This is a genomic window from Bradyrhizobium retamae (genome assembly GCF_001440415.1).
Taxonomy (GTDB): Bacteria; Pseudomonadota; Alphaproteobacteria; order Rhizobiales; family Xanthobacteraceae; genus Bradyrhizobium; species Bradyrhizobium retamae.
In genome coordinates, this window is sequence record NZ_LLYA01000210.1 from 1 (window position 1) to 18,453 (window position 18,453).

16 protein-coding genes and 3 pseudogenes are annotated in these 18,453 nt (G+C 57.9%); 7 read left to right on the top strand and 12 right to left on the bottom strand.

Annotation, left to right across the window (positions count from 1 at the left end; translation table 11 throughout):
- Nucleotides 1-1,318: 1,318 nt before the first annotated feature.
- Complete coding sequence (locus CQ13_RS47450; RefSeq protein WP_430649735.1) at nt 1,319-1,831, top strand: DUF7694 domain-containing protein; 513 nt, start codon at nt 1,319-1,321, stop codon at nt 1,829-1,831.
- Nucleotides 1,832-3,332: 1,501 nt separating this feature from the next.
- On the opposite strand, the pseudogene CQ13_RS42145 reads toward CQ13_RS47450, so the two are convergent.
- From CQ13_RS42145 to nodS, 3 genes and pseudogenes are all read right to left on the bottom strand, one after another.
- A pseudogene (locus tag CQ13_RS42145) lies at nt 3,333-3,566 on the bottom strand (transposase); the annotation flags it as partial.
- 18 nt (nt 3,567-3,584) lie between these two features.
- Nucleotides 3,585-3,746 (bottom strand): hypothetical protein, encoded by a 162-nt coding sequence (locus tag CQ13_RS47455; protein ID WP_156434121.1) that lies wholly within the window; start codon nt 3,744-3,746, stop codon nt 3,585-3,587.
- A gap of 73 nt (nt 3,747-3,819) precedes the next feature.
- Complete coding sequence (gene nodS / locus CQ13_RS36405; RefSeq protein WP_057847586.1) at nt 3,820-4,419, bottom strand: nodulation methyltransferase NodS; 600 nt, start codon at nt 4,417-4,419, stop codon at nt 3,820-3,822.
- 609 nt (nt 4,420-5,028) lie between these two features.
- Between nodS and CQ13_RS42150 the strand changes: the two are divergent.
- The 4 genes and pseudogenes from CQ13_RS42150 to CQ13_RS47460 all read left to right on the top strand — a co-directional run.
- Nucleotides 5,029-5,251: pseudogene (locus CQ13_RS42150) on the top strand (DUF3363 domain-containing protein); the annotation flags it as partial.
- A 261-nt stretch (nt 5,252-5,512) separates the two neighbouring features.
- Nucleotides 5,513-5,809, top strand: a complete 297-nt coding sequence (locus tag CQ13_RS36415) for a type II toxin-antitoxin system RelE/ParE family toxin (protein WP_057847588.1) — start codon at nt 5,513-5,515, stop codon at nt 5,807-5,809.
- A gap of 14 nt (nt 5,810-5,823) precedes the next feature.
- On the top strand, nt 5,824-6,132 hold the full coding sequence (locus CQ13_RS36420; protein WP_057847589.1) for a HigA family addiction module antitoxin: 309 nt from the start codon (nt 5,824-5,826) through the stop codon (nt 6,130-6,132).
- Nucleotides 6,133-6,538: 406 nt separating this feature from the next.
- Nucleotides 6,539-7,420, top strand: a pseudogene (locus CQ13_RS47460) (recombinase family protein); the annotation flags it as partial.
- Between the two features lie 382 nt (nt 7,421-7,802).
- Here CQ13_RS47460 and CQ13_RS36430 read toward each other — a convergent pair.
- The 7 genes from CQ13_RS36430 to CQ13_RS42160 all read right to left on the bottom strand — a co-directional run bounded on the left by CQ13_RS36430 (nt 7,803) and on the right by CQ13_RS42160 (nt 14,112).
- Nucleotides 7,803-8,669, bottom strand: a complete 867-nt coding sequence (locus tag CQ13_RS36430) for a hypothetical protein (protein ID WP_057847590.1) — start codon at nt 8,667-8,669, stop codon at nt 7,803-7,805.
- 146 nt (nt 8,670-8,815) lie between these two features.
- Nucleotides 8,816-9,406: a tetratricopeptide repeat protein gene (locus tag CQ13_RS36435; RefSeq protein ID WP_057847591.1), complete on the bottom strand. Its 591-nt coding sequence runs from the start codon at nt 9,404-9,406 to the stop codon at nt 8,816-8,818.
- A gap of 32 nt (nt 9,407-9,438) precedes the next feature.
- Complete coding sequence (sctV, locus tag CQ13_RS36440) at nt 9,439-11,556, bottom strand: type III secretion system export apparatus subunit SctV (protein ID WP_057847592.1); 2,118 nt, start codon at nt 11,554-11,556, stop codon at nt 9,439-9,441.
- An 11-nt stretch (nt 11,557-11,567) separates the two neighbouring features.
- Nucleotides 11,568-11,996, bottom strand: a complete 429-nt coding sequence (locus CQ13_RS36445; protein WP_057847593.1) for a hypothetical protein — start codon at nt 11,994-11,996, stop codon at nt 11,568-11,570.
- Between the two features lies 1 nt (nt 11,997).
- Nucleotides 11,998-12,525: a hypothetical protein gene (locus tag CQ13_RS36450; RefSeq protein WP_057847594.1), complete on the bottom strand. Its 528-nt coding sequence runs from the start codon at nt 12,523-12,525 to the stop codon at nt 11,998-12,000.
- 30 nt (nt 12,526-12,555) lie between these two features.
- Nucleotides 12,556-13,443 (bottom strand): SctD/MshK family protein, encoded by an 888-nt coding sequence (locus CQ13_RS36455; protein WP_057847595.1) that lies wholly within the window; start codon nt 13,441-13,443, stop codon nt 12,556-12,558.
- A 381-nt stretch (nt 13,444-13,824) separates the two neighbouring features.
- The gene (locus CQ13_RS42160) at nt 13,825-14,112 is read right to left on the bottom strand and encodes a hypothetical protein (RefSeq protein WP_082637868.1); all 288 of its coding nucleotides are present in this window, start codon (nt 14,110-14,112) and stop codon (nt 13,825-13,827) included.
- Nucleotides 14,113-14,741: 629 nt separating this feature from the next.
- Here CQ13_RS42160 and CQ13_RS36465 point away from each other — a divergent pair.
- Entirely contained in the window at nt 14,742-16,169 is a 1,428-nt protein-coding gene (locus CQ13_RS36465) for a DUF1521 domain-containing protein (protein WP_057847597.1), read from the top strand.
- Nucleotides 16,170-16,902: 733 nt separating this feature from the next.
- Here CQ13_RS36465 and CQ13_RS36470 read toward each other — a convergent pair.
- Nucleotides 16,903-17,112: a hypothetical protein gene (locus CQ13_RS36470; RefSeq protein WP_057847598.1), complete on the bottom strand. Its 210-nt coding sequence runs from the start codon at nt 17,110-17,112 to the stop codon at nt 16,903-16,905.
- Between the two features lie 302 nt (nt 17,113-17,414).
- Here CQ13_RS36470 and CQ13_RS43920 point away from each other — a divergent pair, with 302 nt between their 5' ends.
- Nucleotides 17,415-17,552 (top strand): helix-turn-helix domain-containing protein, encoded by a 138-nt coding sequence (locus tag CQ13_RS43920; RefSeq protein WP_156434122.1) that lies wholly within the window; start codon nt 17,415-17,417, stop codon nt 17,550-17,552.
- A gap of 242 nt (nt 17,553-17,794) precedes the next feature.
- Here CQ13_RS43920 and CQ13_RS36475 read toward each other — a convergent pair.
- The coding region (locus CQ13_RS36475) for an IS630 family transposase (protein WP_156434123.1) at nt 17,795-18,453 on the bottom strand (659 nt) is incomplete at its 5' end.

Below are 18,453 nucleotides of genomic sequence, written 5' to 3' on the forward strand. Positions count from 1 at the left end.
ATGATCCACCTCGCCGCTGCCGTGATAAACTCGCGATGAATCCCAACAGACCCTAGTCAGCTGCTCTGAGCTACTTTTTGCCTCATTGGCAACTCTCTGGGATTTGAACGCTCCACCATCGATGCGTTGCGCGACTCTTGCATGGCGCTTCGCCGGACGATCAATTGAGGTGTGCCTCCTCATGACCGCCAACGGCCAAGCCGAATGTCGCTGCCGCCTGCGATCTGCGGCTTCAACGACATTAATCCGGCGCGCTAGGGGAGGAGCAAGCGATGAAACCAGTCTGGGCCTAGATCGATGAAAAACACCCGCGCGTGATGCAAACCAGATCGCGCTGTTCGTGGATCAATACCGCTAATTGCCTGGACACTTGGTCGTAGAGCCGAGGAGGGGCTCAGCTGCTGCTCGCAGCTCCGCTTTCCGCGCCTCATCCAGACGTCATTCACGGATAGCGAAATGTCTTGCCCTCAATTGCTGATCTTACTGCTCGCTGGGACGCCATTTCGCGATGCTCTGCCTGCACATTCTTGTTCAGTGGACCGCTTATCCTCAGTCAAGGGCTGCTTCGATCGCTCCCAATTCAGTATCGTTGCAGCAGTCCTTGAGTATGTTGGAAGACGGCGCGATTGAGCGCAGCGCCAAGCCAAGCCAAGCTTGCGCAGCGTTTCAATGATGCGCACTGCGATCTCATCACGAGTGGCATTCAGAACTGTATCAAAGGGCAATTTGAACATTGGTCTGTCGTCGATAAAGCGTCTGAGGTGAGCATCCTGCGGAAGCGCAAGGGGTGGCCGTCAACTGCCGTTACATGTTACAGCCGACCCGACTGTGCGTTGGCGCGGCCGCTCGCTGGATCCCTTCACCAGCTGTTTAGCGCTTGGTAAGTGTAAGCAGCGAGCTCGTCGGCTCGAAGAACATCACGAGCGATTGCGACTGAGGCTTGGGAGAAGCCTGGCTCGTCCGGCCACTTGCCGAGACCGTTCACCAGGTTCGACGGGCACCGCTGCGCCTTCGACGGCGGGATCAAGCTCGGAAACGGTCGCCTTATGATCCCGGCATTCAAGGGAGCTCATTCCGTCGGCCGGCCGTGACTGAACTGGAAGAGCAGCTGTTTCCGGCGGTGCGTTGATGTGGTGAGGTAAAAAAGAAGATCTGGTGCTCTGAACCAAACTCGCAAGCTGAAAAGCACCATTGTGACCATATCCGTGAGGAAACGTACGCGTTCTTCTCAGTAAAGGTGAAGGAGATGGCGAAAGTTTGTACCGGCCTCTCGATGGAGGTCTTTACCGGTTCAAGGAGAAGCAAGCCGCCCGGTTGCATGTGCTTGCCAGCATTGGAAGCGGAAGAAGAGAGATACACTACGGTTTGCTCAGCAGTTTGTTCGAAAATCAAGCGAGGCAAAGGAGGCGACGTGAGAGCACAAGCTCTAGAAAAGCTCGAGGCTGGCCGCGTACGATATGGCCAATTCGCCAGCGCGCCGGAGTCAGGTCCTAGCGGCCTCTTTTTTGTTCAGGGGCCTTGTGGCTGCAAGCTCAGGATAGTCGGACTTGTTCGCCCAGGTTGGGAGCATGTCTCCGTCTCTACGCCGCGACGTTGTCCGAACTGGGAAGAGATGTGCTTCGTCAAAGACCTGTTTTGGGATGAAGAGGAGTGCGTGATGCAGCTGCATCCTCCTCATTCGCAATACGTGAATAACAGCCGGTATTGCCTGCATCTCTGGAAGCCGACTCGTCGGGACATTCCAATGCCACCGGCTAGTTTCGTAGGCGTCGTCGGGCTTGATCCATCTGAAACGGCAATGTTGCTTGCACAGATTGGGGGGCTATCATGAGACCCGTATTCCTACAACGATTTGAGGGCCCCAACAGGGGGCGCCGCCGCATCTATTCCGGTAGGAACGACAACTGCGATAGACGAACAACTCTCTTCATTACATCTAAGATGCTTGTTGATGTTTGTTCGGGGAGTTTTCAGATCCCTTCGGCTGATCGACAAGGGCTGGGACTCCCGCCAGACGATATCGTTGCCGTGTGGAAACTCGTCAGCTTGGCGTCAGCTCGCATCCTTAGGGTGCCGATCCGTCAATAGGCGGTGAACGATTAGCCTTATCACGCATCGAGAAGAGCAGCGGGTTATAGCGAGCATGTCTGGCCCTACGGAGGACACGGCACGTCTGGATTGGGTGCCGTTCTGGTTGCGATCGGCCTTGGATATAACCGCATTGTGCTGTGTGGCGTGCCTTTTGATGACGGCCGTTATAATGACGAGCCTTTTTGGCGGCGTACTGCTTTTGCTTCATCTGAAGCGGCGGGCTCGGTCGGTGCAAATCGCAACGTCTATTGTGGAAGGTGAACCAGATCGCTTTCGAGCGAAAAATGAGAAGCATGTCGAACCGCACCAAGAAGTGGTTGGGTGGCGCACACAAACTCGACCCGCAGCATCAGGAGATACGATCGAGTAGGACCCGCAGTAGTCGACCGCCTGAGAACAGCAGATCGCGCCGCATAAGATGCGCTCCTGTCATAGTTTCAACTTGCAAGAACGGGGAAACGGGTTCGAGTCCTCTGGACTGGCGAGGAGGTCTGCCGATGCCGTTGCACTGCATCAATGAGGCGCGCCTGAGCAGGGTAGCGCCTCTCAAAGCAGAGAGTATACTCATCGCAGCGTGCCTCAACACTGAGTACCGTGACACAAGATCAATCCGGCATACGGTCAATGAGCTAGCGCGTGGCTGCCTCGCGGGCGCTGACTACACGATTGAGGATACATATGTTCTTTACGCGGGTGTCGGTAAGAAGGGTGGCAGGAATCTACAGGGCGGATCGTCTTAGGGATTCGTGCATAGATCAGCCACGCCTCGTGGCGGTCTGAGCTTGAGACGGAGCTGGTTGATATCTGATCGCGCACCGCCGCTCCGAAGTAACCAGGGGTCGAGAATGATGGGCGGAGAGCAGCTCGTTCAAGGGCTTAAGGAAGCAGGAACAAGGGCGCGCAGGGAATGTTCAGATATTGTGTAAGAGGCCTCTGTAGCTGGATTGCAGTCGTTTCTGGCATTAGCCGGACATTATCATTTGATCCTATGGTGGCTAACAGTGGCCGGGCAGCAAGCTCTGTCAAAGCCGCAGCCGTCGCAGGCGGGGGCCGCAGGCCCGCCTTTTTCAGAGCTTGCTGATCGGCCAAACTCGGGCCGCCGGATAAGGCGGACATTGTGGTCATCGCGCTGATCCCGGAAAACGCGAGCCGAAGTGAATGGCGAACTGGCCCATGGCGGCAGTCCACTCGACACCTCGCCGCCACCTCAATCCGGCGTTCTTGTGCGAGATAAAGCAGCTTCAACGCGTCGTCGTCGTTGGGAAACTGCCGCGGGTCGTGATGATCTTGCGCAAGCTAACGCGCGCGTAGAGGCTCAGGAGTTTGTCGTCGATCGAACGGGTCTGGCCCTTGGCGATCAATAGCGGCTCGAACCTGCCGGCCCGGTCGCGTGGCAAAGCCATGTCGATCTCGCCGTCCTCGGTCAGGATCGTCTTCGCGCTGGTCCCGTTGCGGCTATTGCCGCTGCCGCGGCCGGCCGGGTCCCCCTTCTCTTAGCCAAGATGATCGCTCAGCTCCGCGCCAAGCGCCCGCTCAATCAGCGCCTTCTTCAGCTGCTTGAAAAGCCCGTCCGTACCTGTGAGGTCTTCTGGCTTCTCATAGTTAGCAAGCAGTTGATCCAGTAGTTCAGGTGTAAACGTCGTCTCGGTCATCATGTGAGTCTCCTCGGTAAGGTAAACTCACAGAAGCCTGCTTACACATTCTTTCTGACACCCTCTTGAGCCGGCATCAATTCGGCTTCCGAAAGCAGGAGATCAAGCAATCTTCGTTAGCCGACTGACCTTGGCAACTCACTCGCTCGACTTCGACCAACGATTCCTTCAACATGCGCATGCAAGTCTCAGCTCCAGCGGCATGGCCCCAACGCCTGCAGTTGGTATCTCGGGCTGAGCCAAAAACCAGCTGGCCATCTGGCGCCAGCATCTGCACCAACTTGCGGATAGTCGCACGCATCTCGGCGACGCCTCCAAGGTAGTAGAGGACTTCGGCCAGTACGATCAAATCAAACCGCTCGGCGGTCGAAAACTGCTGAACGTCCGAAGCCATCCAGGTTATGTGCGACCACCGTTTCGTCCGCAGGCTAGCTCGACGAATCGCTTGCGGCATAACGTCGATGACTGTGAGCCGTTTGCAATGAGGTGCTAGTATTTCCGTAAATGCGCCGGCCGCGCACCCGACCTCGAGGGCGTGCGAAATCACGCCTTGCGAAAGCGATAGCCGGAGCATTTGCGAGTGACGCTCGCGTTCGAATGGATTACCGTCGAGCCTCCACGGATCGTCGGCGGCTAGTTCCTGCTCTAGCGATTGATGCTTGCTGTCCGAACTCATGAGTCACCTACCGACTGAGAATGCACGATCGGGTGCCCGTGCCGATGCTGTCAAACGAGACCAGCCTCGAAGAACTACGGGAAAGCTCTGCCTCCGCGGGTCTACCGACCATTGAAGAGCCTCCAGTCCAGCTTTCGCAGACCTCATGAGCACCTCGTCAGTCCCAATCCAGTACGGCGCACACCAGGACGCAGCTGGGCAATCATCCGGTCGCGCTTGCCTATCATCCAGCAACTGTGTTGAAACCAACATGTCATTTCACACGCATTTTCCTGATTGATGCTTGAGTTAGCCAGCGTCTGACTATGGGGATTGCGGCAAAATTGGTAAAATCTATTGTTTGGATGGAACATATCCAGTCCGGTAATGGTCCGCGAAGAACGCATTTGGCGTTAAGCGCATGACGAGCCGGCTGTCTTGACGTAGCAGCACATGCTGAACGGCCCCCACGACGTTGGTCCGGCGAAGATCCTCGCCGGACATCGAATGCCTCGAAAGCTCACGTCATGACGCAGAACTGGACGCGCTCGAACACTGCTCGCGGCGAACGTTCGAGCCGATGCCACTTTTGATGAAGGCCAGCGGCGGCTCCTCCGATGATCGCGTCAGTACACACCGAGCAAGCCGGGTGAGTTCGTCGCCGGCAAGCTTGCGGGCATCGCCACGCTCGCCAGCGGGCGCTTTGCCATGATCGACGACGGCCTCGGCTTCCAGTTCGTCCCCTGGCAGCAGCCTGTGCTCGACAAGCGCATCGGCCAGCATCAGCGGTGTGATGCGCGACAGCGGCGGCATCGAGTGGAGCTTCGGACGCAAACACGGGTTGGGCTTGTGAAGCAGCGGAAAGCCTTGCGTGCTTGGCGCGAGTGGGCCGGATCAGCGACGACTCTTCAAGGCTGCCGCTGTCGCGCCTCCTCTTCGCGCGGCTGACGGCCTGGACCAGCCGTCGCCGCCCCGGGCTTGGGCTCTCCAAGCAAGTAAGGCTAATTGAGGGCGCGAGCGCTCCAATGCCCGAGGTGGAAGGGGTTTGCAGTGGTAGGTTGCGGCTTGTAATATGACCCATAGGGTGGTACATAGGCTCTATGTTGGCCTTGGAATGATCGTTGGCTTTCGGGATGAATGGCTACGCGCCTTCTTTGTGGATGATGTCCGCTCGCGGAACGTCCCGCCCGATCTTGAAGCCCGGTTATTCCGCAAGCTTCAGATGATCGACGATGCGACGACCGATCAGGACTTACGCGTGCCGCCCAGCAATCACTTCGAGAAGCTGCGCGGCAATCTGGCGGGGTTCCATTCGATCCGCGTCAACCAGCAATGGCGGTTGATCTTCCGCTGGGACGGCAAGCGAGGCGAAGCGGCGGGCGTCTATCTCGATGATCACAGCTACCGATGAGAGCGAGGCAAACCATGCTGACGACGAAGCGCAAGCCGGCCACGGTCGCCGAGATACTGACAGAGGAGTTCATGGAGCCGATGGGCTTGACCCAGGGCGCGCTTGCCGAGGCGATGGGCGTTCAGCGCAAGCACGTCAACGAGTTGTGCAACAACCGCAGGAACGTGACGGCGGCGACCGCGCTGATCCTCGCCCGCGTGTTCGGCAACAGCCCGGACTTCTGGCTCAACGTGCAGCGGCGCAGCGATCTCTGGGAAGCGATGAACAGCCCCAAGGAGCGTCAGCGGATCGAACGCGCTCGTCCGCTGAAACGCGCCGCGTAGTCGACGATGAATCGCGATGAATAGCTCTGGTCCCGCACCACGCAAGTATTTTCACGCTGCGCGGCTTATCGCGCAGCTTAGGTATCGTGGCGTAAAAGTAGGCTACTTCTTGCTTTCGACAGATCGCGCGATCCTGGCGGGATGTCGCGAGCGCGCGCCAAACCCAGCAAAGACCGTCGCGTCCCGGCATCCTGCCGGATGATCTTTTCGACTATGCCAGCATCGAGCCGTGGCCGCGTGCCGGCAGGCCGCCAAAGCATGATCTTGCTGACTGGACCGTCACAGTCGATTGGCCCGACCGCGTCGCGGTCACGGACGCCGAGGTGACGTATTCGAGGCGTGGTTCGCCGAGCTCTTCGAGGACCTGTTCGGGCCATGCCGATGATCTGACAAGGAGACGCCCGCCATGACCGTGCCCCAATGTTCGAAAGGGGCGCGCGGCGCCCTCTATCTGCGCGTCTCGACGGCGCGGGAGGCCGAGCATGATGTCTCCATTCCTGATCAAAAGCGGCAAGGTGAGGCTTATTGCTCGGCGCGCGGCTATGCGATCGTCGAGACCTATGTGGAGCCGGGAGCCTCCGCGACCAACGACCGCCGCCCTGAGTTTCAGCGCATGATCGAGGCACATGCAAACCCGCACCCTTCGATATCGTCGTGGTTCATTCGTTCAGCCGTTTCTTCCGCGACCATTTCTAGCTTAAGTTCTATGTCCGCAAGCTGGCGAAGAACGACGTCAAGCTCGTCTCCATCACGCAGGAGATGGGCGATGACCTGATGCACGTCATGATGCGCCAGATCATGGCGCTGTTCGATGAATATCAATCCAAGGAGAACGCCAAGCACGTGCTGCGCGCGATGAGCGAGAATGCACGGCGGGGCTTCTGGAATGGCGCCCTACCGCCAATCGGCTATCGCATCGTCGCGGCCGAGCAGCGTGGCGCCAAGACCAAGAAGAAACTGGAGATCGACCGACTGCACGCCGACACGGTGCGAATGATCTATCGTCTGTTTCTGGAGGGGGACGGCGTATCCGGCCCGATGGGCGTGAAGTCCATTACCTGCTATCTCAATGAACGCCGAACCTTCACCCGCGATGGCGGGCGCTGGGGTTTGGCTCAAATCCACAGCATCCTGACCCGCACGACCTATATCGGCGAGCACAAGTTCAACAAGCGCTCGCATAAGGACCGGGAGCGCAAACCCGAGAGCGACGTCGTGACCGGTGCAGGCCGACCTGAAATCTCGTCGCCCCATGGTGACGCCGACCCGCGTCACCAGCGGTCCCACCGATCCAATAGTTCAGGGTGTAATCGTCGTCTCGGTCCTCATGTGAGTCTCCTCGGTAAGGTAAACTCACAGAAACCTGCTTACACATTCTTTTGACACCCTCTTGGGCGCATCAGCGAGCGGGCACTCACCGAACCTGTGGTGAGCTGTCCCGAGACGATTTCGCAAGCTGGACCATAGCCTCGATTTGCCGGCTCTCGATGAGAATAGCCGGCGCGCTCTTTTGTCCAACCAGCACAACCAGCGCTTACCGCGCGTGAGGCCCGTGTAGGCGATGAAATTTCTTCAGCATCCTGAAGTGCTGCATGGCGACGGATACCAAAGAAGGGTAACCCACTGCAAATCCGGTCTCGCTTCGCATGATCGATCTTCTTCGGACCAGTCTACATAAAGTCATCGTCGTCCCAATCCGGTATGGTATCTGGGGCACGCTGGGCCCCCCTGGTTTCACTACCTTCACTGGGTTCAGCTTTAGAAAGATACAATTGAGGCTTGTTTTTCCGCTGCCATTCGCCGTCATCATTCTTCGTCCACTTGTCGGAATGCCGGGTAGGGTCAAGCACCATCATCGAGTCACTCACCTCAACAAAACCCAACGCCGCTGCGCGGGCTTTCGCGTCGTCGTTGACAGCATGAGAGAGGAGCAAAGGCCGTTCGCCGTCGAGCCGAAGCTGATGTTCCAACAGAATATCGCCTGCGTTCTCGACCAGGGGATGAGTAACCCGAAAATCCACAGTGGATGTGAGTTCGGTCCGTCCGGGAAACTGTTCCCGCCAGCGCGCGCGTGCCTGTTCCTCTTTGAACACATAACTCATGCTAGCTCCGCCTTCCGTTCGCAGAAGTCCAACACTCTTGTTGCCTAGCTGATAGCTGAAATAGCGTGCGTTTTCCGAACCAGATTTCCTGCCGTGGTCATAAGCAACTTGTGCCGTGCGTTCGGCTTTCGAGGATACGGGAAGCGAGTATTGCTGTGGTTTCGCGGCGATATGCTCGATTTCATCGCTATAAAAGTCCCTCACGTTCTCCTCGAATGAAGACCTTGTGATCTCCACCACAGGAGGTCGCCGAACGAGGGAGTACGAGGGTGTTGCTCCCGAAGACGAGCTAGCGCTCGTCGCCGCTATGTGCATCCCAGCAAACATGTCCGCAAAGCGTTGGCTGTCTGCATCAGATTGCGTGTGGTTGGTGGCGGATTGTCTCATTTCATCAGTGTCGGAAGCACCGGGTGAGCTATTGATTCGGCCATACATGGTGATTGGGTTTCCTATCGGTGAAGTATTTTCCCACTGAGTTCAGACTCGTCAGGCACTGCGAACTTGATAGTCAGCCTAGCTGACGACGAGCTGACGCGCAGGCGTTAAGCGTGTACGATCCGGCGTTCTACGCGAAGGCCACGCTATGGCGAACGGGCCAGCGCACCCGGCTCGTGCGAAAGCGGTTGCAGGCTGGCGTTTCCAGTATCGGCATTCCCAGCAATTGCGAGCGATAGGCCGAGATTGTTGCGCAACATCTGATTGCCTGGGGCCGCTGCGAGAGCCTCGCGATATAGCGCTTGTGCCTCATCATGACGCCCCTCGGCGTCGAGGACCACCCCTTTTGCGTTCAGGGCACGCAAATCACCAGGAACTGTAAGCAAGATCTTGTCGGCTACCTCAAGTGCTTCGCCCGCGCGTTTCTGTGCCAGAAGGGCCTGCGTAAGCGAGATTGCCGCATCGACATTGTCTGGCTTTTGCTTCAGAGCCTCACGCAAACTCTCCTCGTCGGAAACCCGGAGGAGGGCGTGTGCAATGCGCTCGCGCATAGCAGAATCGATGTCCTTGGCGCCCAGCAACTCTGGCCGCGGCGTCTCTTGAACTGAGATAGCTTGCTGATCCAGACTGGCGCAACCACCAAGCACAAGAGTGGCGAATAAAGCGAGGAGAGTAAAGCCCGAGGGCGGATGGAACGCATACAATCGAGCAGCGAATGTTGTTGTAGGTGAATTCATGCCATCCTCTCACGACCGACTGCTGCACTCTGTTAGCCGTTTGTGGCATGCAGGTTGCGTTGTTCTCCTGGCGGAGCTTTTTCCTTGGGACCTGTAAGCTTGAGCGACCCCACCGGCTGGACCGTGAAATCGGAGGCGAGATCCTGATAAGACAGAACAGGAAGATCAAACCCGTTGCGGGTGAGAAAGCCGCGGACGAAGCGCCTGATATCCAGCGAACTCAGGATGACGGGCTGGCTCTGACCTGGTGGCATGCCTGAATGAATCTGGCGCAGTTGCGACAGCAACATCTCGCTATGCCGGTCCTCCAGCGCGAGATACGGCCCGACGGTGGTCTCTCGGACCGCACTGCGAATCACATCCTCACTTTCACGTTCGACGATAAAGGCGGGCAGAACACGGTGAGCGTTGGCATGGCGATAGCAGATTTGCCGTCGTAGGCCGGAGCGGACATATTCGGTGAGCAGGACGGCGTTTTGCTCGCGTTCGCTCCATTCGGCGAACGCTTCCAAGACCAGCCGGGTGTTACGAATCGGGATGCCCTCGTCGAGCAGGCGACGCAGGACATCGGCGATCCGGGGAACTGGAGTCGTGCGTAGCACTTCCTTAACCAGGTCGGCATATTCCTGCTCCATCCGGGCGAGCAATTGTCGCGTTTCTTGAATGCCTACCAAGCGCTGCGCATATCGCGTCAGTACGGAACTGACGCGCAGGGCTATGATTTCGCTCGGACGGTGATGCCCGATCCCGGCCGCTTTGAGAGCCGGTGCATGGCTCTGTTCGATCCAGATCCGGTCGGAGTCTGGATCTTGCCGATACGGGATGCCGCTCAATTCAATGTTCGCTCGGTCGTCGGTGAGCGCGAGCTGCGTCGGATCCACCCGATCCCGTTCAACCGGTACCCCTTCCACATCTAACCTGAACTCGGATTGGGCCAAACGTTGATCGACCTGGACTGGAATGCGGGGAATCGTGATGCCAAGATCGGCTGAGACCAGTGCTGAAATGCGAGCGATGTGCTGCTCAACTTCCTCTCTGTCAATCGCGTTTACCAGGTTAGGTGCAAAGAATACCGCGACCGGAAGCGCCTCCGCAGGTATGGTTTGCCGTTGAGCCTGCGCTGGATTTGAAGTCGGAGTACTAACGTTAGCGCTCGTCTCGGAGCCCGTGTTCGCGCCTTGCACACCGCCTTTGACATAGCTCGTCCCGGCAAAAAGTGCGGCCAGCATGAGAAACGGGGGCAAAGGGAAACCTGGTATCAGCCCCATGAGAAGTAAGACGCCGGCCGCTAGCCGTAATGCCTGGGTACTGGCCGTGAGTTGGTTGATGATATCGGCACCAAGCTTGAGCTTGGAAGGCCCATTCACACGTGTGACGATGGTTGCGGCCGTAACCGACAGCAGGAGCGCCGGAATCTGAGAAATCAACGCATCGCCGATGGTGAGCAGCGTATATTGATGCAACGCCTCATCGACGGACATGCCCTTGGAGAGCAGTCCGATGCTGATTCCTCCCAGCATGTTGATGCAGATGACTATGAGTCCGGCAATGGCATCCCCTTTCACGAACTTCATGGCGCCATCCATCGCGCCGTGAAGTTGGCTCTCTCGCTCCAGTGATGCTCGCCGGCTGCGTGCCTCGTGCTGATCGATATGACCGTTGCGTAGCTCCGCGTCGATAGCCATCTGCTTGCCCGGCAGAGCGTCGAGCGTGAATCGTGCCGACACTTCAGCAACGCGCTCGGCTCCCTTCGCGAGAACCATGAACTGCACCATGGTCACGATCAAAAATATAACAATGCCGACCGCGATGTTCCCTGATATCACGAACTCACCGAAGGTGTGAATGATGCTGCCGGCGTCTCCTTCAGCGAGAATCAGCCGCGTGGTCGCGATGGTCAGCGCCAGACGAAAAACGGTAGAGATCAGGATAACGCCGGGCAAGGACGAGAAATCCAGTGGCGTACTGAGATACAGTGCAACCATCAGCAGCAATACGGCAAAACCCAGATTGAAGCCGATCAGCATGTCGACCACGACGATCGGCATCGGCATGATCATCATTGCGATTGCCAGAAGCAGCATGAACGCTACCATGAAATCCGGGTGGAATGGCGCGCGCACGATAAGCTTACGAAGGAGGTTTGCCATGGAGACGATTCTTATTGTTGTTCCGTTGGGGCTGTCCTGCCACGCAGGGACACATAGTCTTGGAAGACTGCCCGCGCCTCGTCCATACGGCCGGCCCGTCGTAGCGCGTGACTGCGGAGGAGCGTCAAAGGCAGACGGGAAGAGGGCTCGTCATCAAGCGTGTCTAGTCTATCCAGCACGGCAAGTGCTTCATTGCCAAAGCCCTCCGAGATGAGAGCATAGGTAAGAATGCGAAGCAGGTCGACGTCTTGCGAATCATCATGGGCAATGAGCCGCAACAGAGCGAGAGCTTGTGCGCTCTGTCCACACGCAAGGTGGACGAAGGATATTGCGCAGACCAAATCACGCTCCTGCCCTGAGATTGGCAAGACATCGCCGGTTTTGGAAGCATCGGCCGGCGGCGGTGGACTGGCGAACTGCGCTCCGCCCGGTTCGATCATGCTAGCCCCCAATCAAGCTGTTCTGGTTCTGCCGAAGCAGGATGAGCCGCCGGAGCTCCTGCTGCAGGGCGTCGGTCCCTTCACGCGCCGCCGAATCCTCCGGTCCGGCGCATAGCCTATCGGCCAAGCGCTCGAGAAGAACACCATGCTTCTCTGCTCGCAGCACGTCCGGGTCACGCAGGCGTGGTGTCACGAAGGAGAGCAGGCCAGTTGCGAGATTGCGGCCATAAAGTGAAGCGAGTGCTGCACGGGGATCGATCTCAGCTATCCGTACGCGCCTCTCGTTGAGACTGACGCGCGAGACGGCATCGATATCGTTTACCTCAAGCGCGGCCTCGATTGGCAGATCCGGCGCCTCGGTATCCGGCCAAACCGACCCGTGCCTCTTCTCGCCACCGCCATCGGTGCCATGGATCTCTAAATTATGGACTTGAGGGAGGGCCGGCTTGTTCGCTGGCTCATGGTCGTGCGTGTTGAGCCTTTGCGAAGAGGTGCCAAGTCCGACAGGATGCTGGGGCAGCTTGGTCATGACGTTCTCCTTTCCTGCGGCGGTGGAGCTCTAATAGGGAAGAGCAGCAAGCCGTCCATTCCGGCTGAGCAGTACGCGTCCCGCCTCGATTCGATCGACCGTCCATCCATCGTTCAACAGCGCGCCCACGAAGTACTTTTGGCCACCAATAAGAAGATAGGGGTGGGCTCCGCGCCACACCGCCTGGACAGCAATTGAGGAGGGCGGCTTATCCTCCTTCACGATCACTCCATTTACGAGTGTCAGCGATCCGTTCGTGTGCTGATCGAACCATTGCTGAACCTTCTGCCATCTACTGACTGACGCAGGCGTCACGGTGCCCTCAGCGCTGACCACACCTGGCCCAGGACCGATCTTGATATTGAGAAGTCCCGCTTTGTTGACCTCCTCTTGCAGTTGTTCGGCGGCCGCATGGAGGGGGCGATCATCAGGACCGTTGAGCGTCAGCTTGGGTGGAAGTGCGGCGACAGGGGGCGCATCGGGGCTCAGTGCACCGGCACTGCCGTCAAAGAGGAAGCTGACTGCAAGAGTGGCGATCCCGACAGAGCTCAGCAAGACCAAGGCGGCTGCTATTATCGAGACACGCGACAGGCCGATTGATCCTTGCTCCGAATCCTGTGTGCAGCGAATGGACATCGTGCCCGCATGAACGACGGCAGGAAGAGAAATAACAACCCGCTTGCCTACGGCAATATCTCCGTTTCCTTCTATGCTGACTCCGGCTGCTAGAGCCTCGATCTCCATCGAGTCGTGCAGGGGGGTGAGACGGAAGTGATTGGGCTCGAGCCCCTGTTCGACGAAGACGATATCGGCATCGAGGCCACTTCCGATAAGGCTCGTTCCGACGGGCGCTTCACCGGTCACCCCGGAATAGAGCCCTGATAGCACTTCGAAATGAACGGAGGCCGGTTCGTTCACGGAGCGTCTCCTGAGCAACGAGAAGCCGTACGGCGTTGCCGTACGGCTGGTTCCGAATTCGTCAGGCTGTAGGGAGCATCCAGCACGCGAAATGAGCGGCCGTGAGCCCCCTCTTGCAGCGCTAACTTACGCGCTCGTCGGCAACCTTCTTTTCGGACGAGAGCTCGGTCGTAATTCTGCGCATCACGATGCTATGGGCCTGAGCTTCTTTGCTAACACGCTCGAGCTCGGCGAGCTGCGCCGCGAAATCGCCAGCCCCGGTAGCACCGGTTTGCTGATTCCTCGCGACTTCAGTCGCAGCGGGGGACCCACCAATGCGATAAACCATATCGACTCACCTTTCTGTTTGGAAGTTACTGCCACTGATGACCTGCCTCACGCCTAACCAGCTGGCGTGACGACGGCAGGAAATGAAATCATTACATGCGCGCCTGGTGCGCCATTCAAGAGAGTCAATTCGCCTTTGCCGTGGTTACACTGGGGGGTGCTTCCTGCGGCAGGGCCATTGTCCTTGGCGACCTTGTCAGCATCAGCCTTCTCAGGCTCCAAGCTGTGAATAACCTTCTCGAAGGCTTGGTCGAGTACTCCACCGACAGCGGAACCAATTGCCGCTCCCGGCGGTCCACCGAGCCATCCACCAGCCGCGCTTCCGATCATTTCTCCAATCATCGCATTCTCCTGTGTTCATCTCCACTAAGATCAATAGACGACTCGTCGCCTAGAGATCAGCGCTCTCATCCTAAGAGGATTACCTTTCGAGAAGCTGACGAGTTCTCAGAAAGGCCGCGGAATGAGTCGTGGTGGCCCAACTTTTTCTCTCACGGAAAATGTGTCGGTTCTCTAAGGCACCGAAAGACCGCCTGGAGCATTCACGCGAGACGCTCGGCCGACGTTCTTTAGAGAGCGTGGACGCTCACCGGCCGCGCGTCCCAAGATGTCGTTGTTCCGACGCCCATGCGATTCGTCGCGATCACATGCTCTCAACATTCAGATGATCCGAAAGCTGATGTCTGGTGGGCGATTATCTTATCGTCAGCTTTTCGACAGGTACTCAGGATAAACTTCCTGCGACTTGGATACGCTCGACGTGAGAGGCCCGCATTGCCGAAGGCAAGGGGTAAGAGAAGTGGTCCGCCGATCAAGGCTGTTGTCACCCGCAATAAGAAACGCGAGGGCGCCTGCTGCTGGTCATGACGTGGGATTGGTTTTTGAATGGCCTCGGCGCAACGTGCCAAGTTGATTGTGCGGGTGGTCCTCGCAGTCTGTCGCTTCCTTCAATGCAATAGGAGTGAATGAAAATGGCGTATCTTCCCGTGGTGGGCGGCTTCAATCCGGCGGTAGGGCTAGTGCCTGAAGGCGTGCCCGCCGCTCCAATGTTCAACGTGGTGATGGGGCAGTACGCCGGCGCTGCCGGCGTCCCGTTTGGGGCCTACCAGTACCTGCCGGTAAATAGTCCGGCCGTCGTCGCTTCCGCCGTACTCAGTCCGGCCTACGTTGCTCCAACCGTTCTCGCCCTGCCGCCGCCTCCCTCGTTCGCGCTGGTCGCGCAGAACCAAAGCTCGTCGTCCTCAATTGATCCGGTGTGGACGCATGAGGTCCATGACGGCAAGGCCACGATCCACCTTGGCGATAAGTATACAATCACGGCGGACGAGAAGAACGGCACCTGGACTGTCCGCAACAACGAGACAGGCCATGTCACGAAGGTCCACGGCGATCCTCACTTCGATGCTGATGGGGATGGGAAGGACGATTTCGATTTCAAGAAGGGCATGACCCTGAAACTCGATGATGGTACGAAGATCACTGTGGATACGGCCGACTACGGCAACGGCAAGAGCATTTCATCGAAGCTCACCATCACGAATGGCAGCAACGCCATGGTTGTCGAGGGACTCGGTGACGACAAGGATGGTGCCAACAATCTGAAGGTGACGCAGTCTAATGCTGGCCTCACTCTCGATGCGCTGACAGCCGATGGTTCACAAACGATCCATGAGCAAGGTCAGGGTTGGGTCGACGGCGCCGGGCGTGAGGTGGACCAGGCGAGTATCGATGCTGGTGAAGAGGGGCGCGCCCCGGGCGCCGGCTTCCAGTCCCAGTACACTCCTCCGCCGCTCGCTACTCCATTGTACTACTACACTCCAGTTTTCGTTCCTCCTCCCCCGCCTGCGTCGATGACCCCAGTTACGGTGAACCAGAGCCCGCCACCTAAAACTAATCCGGTGTGGTCGCATGAGGTCCATAACGGCAAGGCAACGATACACCTTGGCGACAAGTATACAATCACGGCCGACGAGAAGGACGGCACCTGGACCGTTCGCAACAAAGAAACCGGCCATGTCTCGAAGATTCATGGCGATCCTCATGTGGATGCTAATGGAGACGGCAAGGACGACTTTGATTTCAAGAAAGGCATGACCCTGCAACTCGATGATGGCACGAAGATCACCGTGGATACGGTCGACTACGGCAAGGGAAAGACCATTTCGTCCAAGCTCACCATCACGAATGGCGACAACGCTATGGTTGTCGAGGGACTCGGTGACAAGAAGGACGGTGCCAACAATCTGAAGGTGACGCAGTCCAATGCTGGCCGAACCCTCGATCAGCTGACGGCGGATGGTGCACAGACGATATATGAGCAAGGTCAAGGGTGGGTCGATAGGTCCGGATGGCAGGTCAACCAGGCGAGCATTGACGCCAATGAGCAGGCTGCCGGGTAAGGCCAATCTGAGCACAGTTCAAAATAACGGGAGCGGGCGCTGTCGCCCGCTCTCCCATGCTCCTCAGCGCGAGTGCGCAGGGAAGCGCCTCGCTTCGGGATACTCATGCGTATTCCGCGCTCTCACGCTATCGATGATCTGGCTGTCATATCTCTGCCGGTAACAGCTGCAACGAAGGCACGACTGGACGAGTGGGGGCGTCTCAACCAGCGAGAGCTGGTCCAACCTCAAGTCGACGATGCACAGGCTTCTACCGGTAGTTCCATTGCAAGGTCGATTGATTGACAAGAGGGACACGCCTCGGCGGCCGGATGCACTATGGCAGCGAACGCCAGGCGGCAGGAATGCGCGATCTATCGGGTTTACGCCAAAAGCGACGCGCCGAGTCGTTAGGCACGTCCCAGCCGCTACGCAGCGTGCGAGAACAGGAAGATCCTGTTCGGTCTCTCACCCGTATAAGCCACTTTATGACTTGCAAGTTTGTAAATGCGCGATTGCCTGAAGCGAGGCGCGTCCGTTAGGTATGTAAACCAGACATCTTGGGCTACCGAGATGCGGATGACCGGAGTGGCCCGGAGCGACAAGAACCCTAAGGACTGTCACGCCAAGCTTGCCGCGACCGATCAGAACGATCAGGCACTATTGTGGTGCGGATCCTCCTCTCCTTCCTCTCTTCTCACCGCTGTTTGGATGTGCCGTTTGCCGCTCGTTGTTTCGAATCGACGGGGCGGATTCAAACATCTTCTTCTGTGTCGTCCATGGCAGAGTCTAGATCGGCCTGCGCATCGCTGACCATTCGCATTGCGATCATGCCAAGAGTTGTTTCGAAAGCTTTGCGTTGTTGCGCGGCCTGCGAGTTGGCGTCATCGGCTCCTTCGGTTCCGTCAAAATTAGCACCGTTATTGCTTCCCGTTGCTCCGATATCGGGTGCACCTGCGTTCATGTTCGTAACTCCGCCTGTAGATAACCACTCTCTCATCCTAGCAACGTTAGCTTTCGAGAAGCTGACGAGGCTCAGTGCGTTTCATGATGAGCCATTGGAGACCGCATCGATGCTTCCGTCCGTCAGGTGCGGCGTCGGGGTCTGCCAAAGAAGAGCTAGTGCTGGCCGGAGAAGAGTTGTGAGGTGGGGCAAGACGGTCTCGGTGGACGCTAGCACGCCGGCAATCCGAAAAGCCTGTTTCATTAGAAGAGCTCCTTCAGGACGGCAGCTCTCGGCAGTGGCCGCCAGGAGGGGCGTCCGACTTGGCTGAGGCGCTCAAGGACCTACGTAAGTTGTGGGGGAAGAAGACGATGGAGGCCGACACGCTGCGTGAACTGGTGGAGCACGGTCGAGCAAAGAATGAATTGCGCGCTCGTCATCATTGCCGGGACAGCCAATAGGTTTGTGATGCCGAGGAGGCCGAACGTGAAACCCTCGATGCGATGCGAGCACCTGAACTGGCAGGTCGCTGAAGTAGCACTTGAACGGCGCAGCGGCCGGTGCTGGAGGGCGAGCTGATTGAACTCAAGGTGCGGTGCGAGGAGCAGGACAAGCGGTGCATCAATTCGCCGGGCCTGAAATCTTCTACATGATCTTCTTGTCGCGTATTCGCTAGATTAGCGTTTTCTTGGTTCGAATCATATCAGGCGGCGTCGACGAGTTTGTAGGACCACGTGTGGATGACCGGATGGCGATTGACGTCGTCGATACCGGCCATGATGCGCTCCTTGAGTTCGTGTTTTGAGGCCACCCGGATGTGGCGGAGGACTGAACGGGCGAACTTGGAGAAGAATCCCTCGATGAGATTGAGCCATGAGCCGTGCTTGGGCGTGAAGGTGAGCTCGAAGCGCCCGCTTGGTCGAGTGGCGAGCCAGGCTCTGGTTTCTCGCGAGATGTGCGCGGAATGATTGTCGAGGATCAACTTGATCGCAGTGTTCGGCGGATAGGCGGCATCGATAAGCCTGAGGAGTTCGACGAACTCTCGACTGCGATGGCGATCTTTGACAAGGGCGTGGACCTTGCCGGTGAGCAGATCAATCCCAGCCAACAGGCTGAGCGTGCCATGGCGTTTGTATTCATGATCGCGCGCAAAGGTGGCGTGGACGCCAGGCTTGGGCGGCAAATCCGGCGCCGTCGTTGCGATGGCCTGGATTCCCGGCTTCTCGTCGCAGGAAACGATCGTCACCGGCTTTCCCCGCTTCTTCTTTCCCTTGGCAGAGGCTTTCTTCAGGACTTCGACTTCCCGATAGACGCACAGCACCTCCGCCATCTTCTGTTCGAACTCGGCGTCGCGATTTTCAT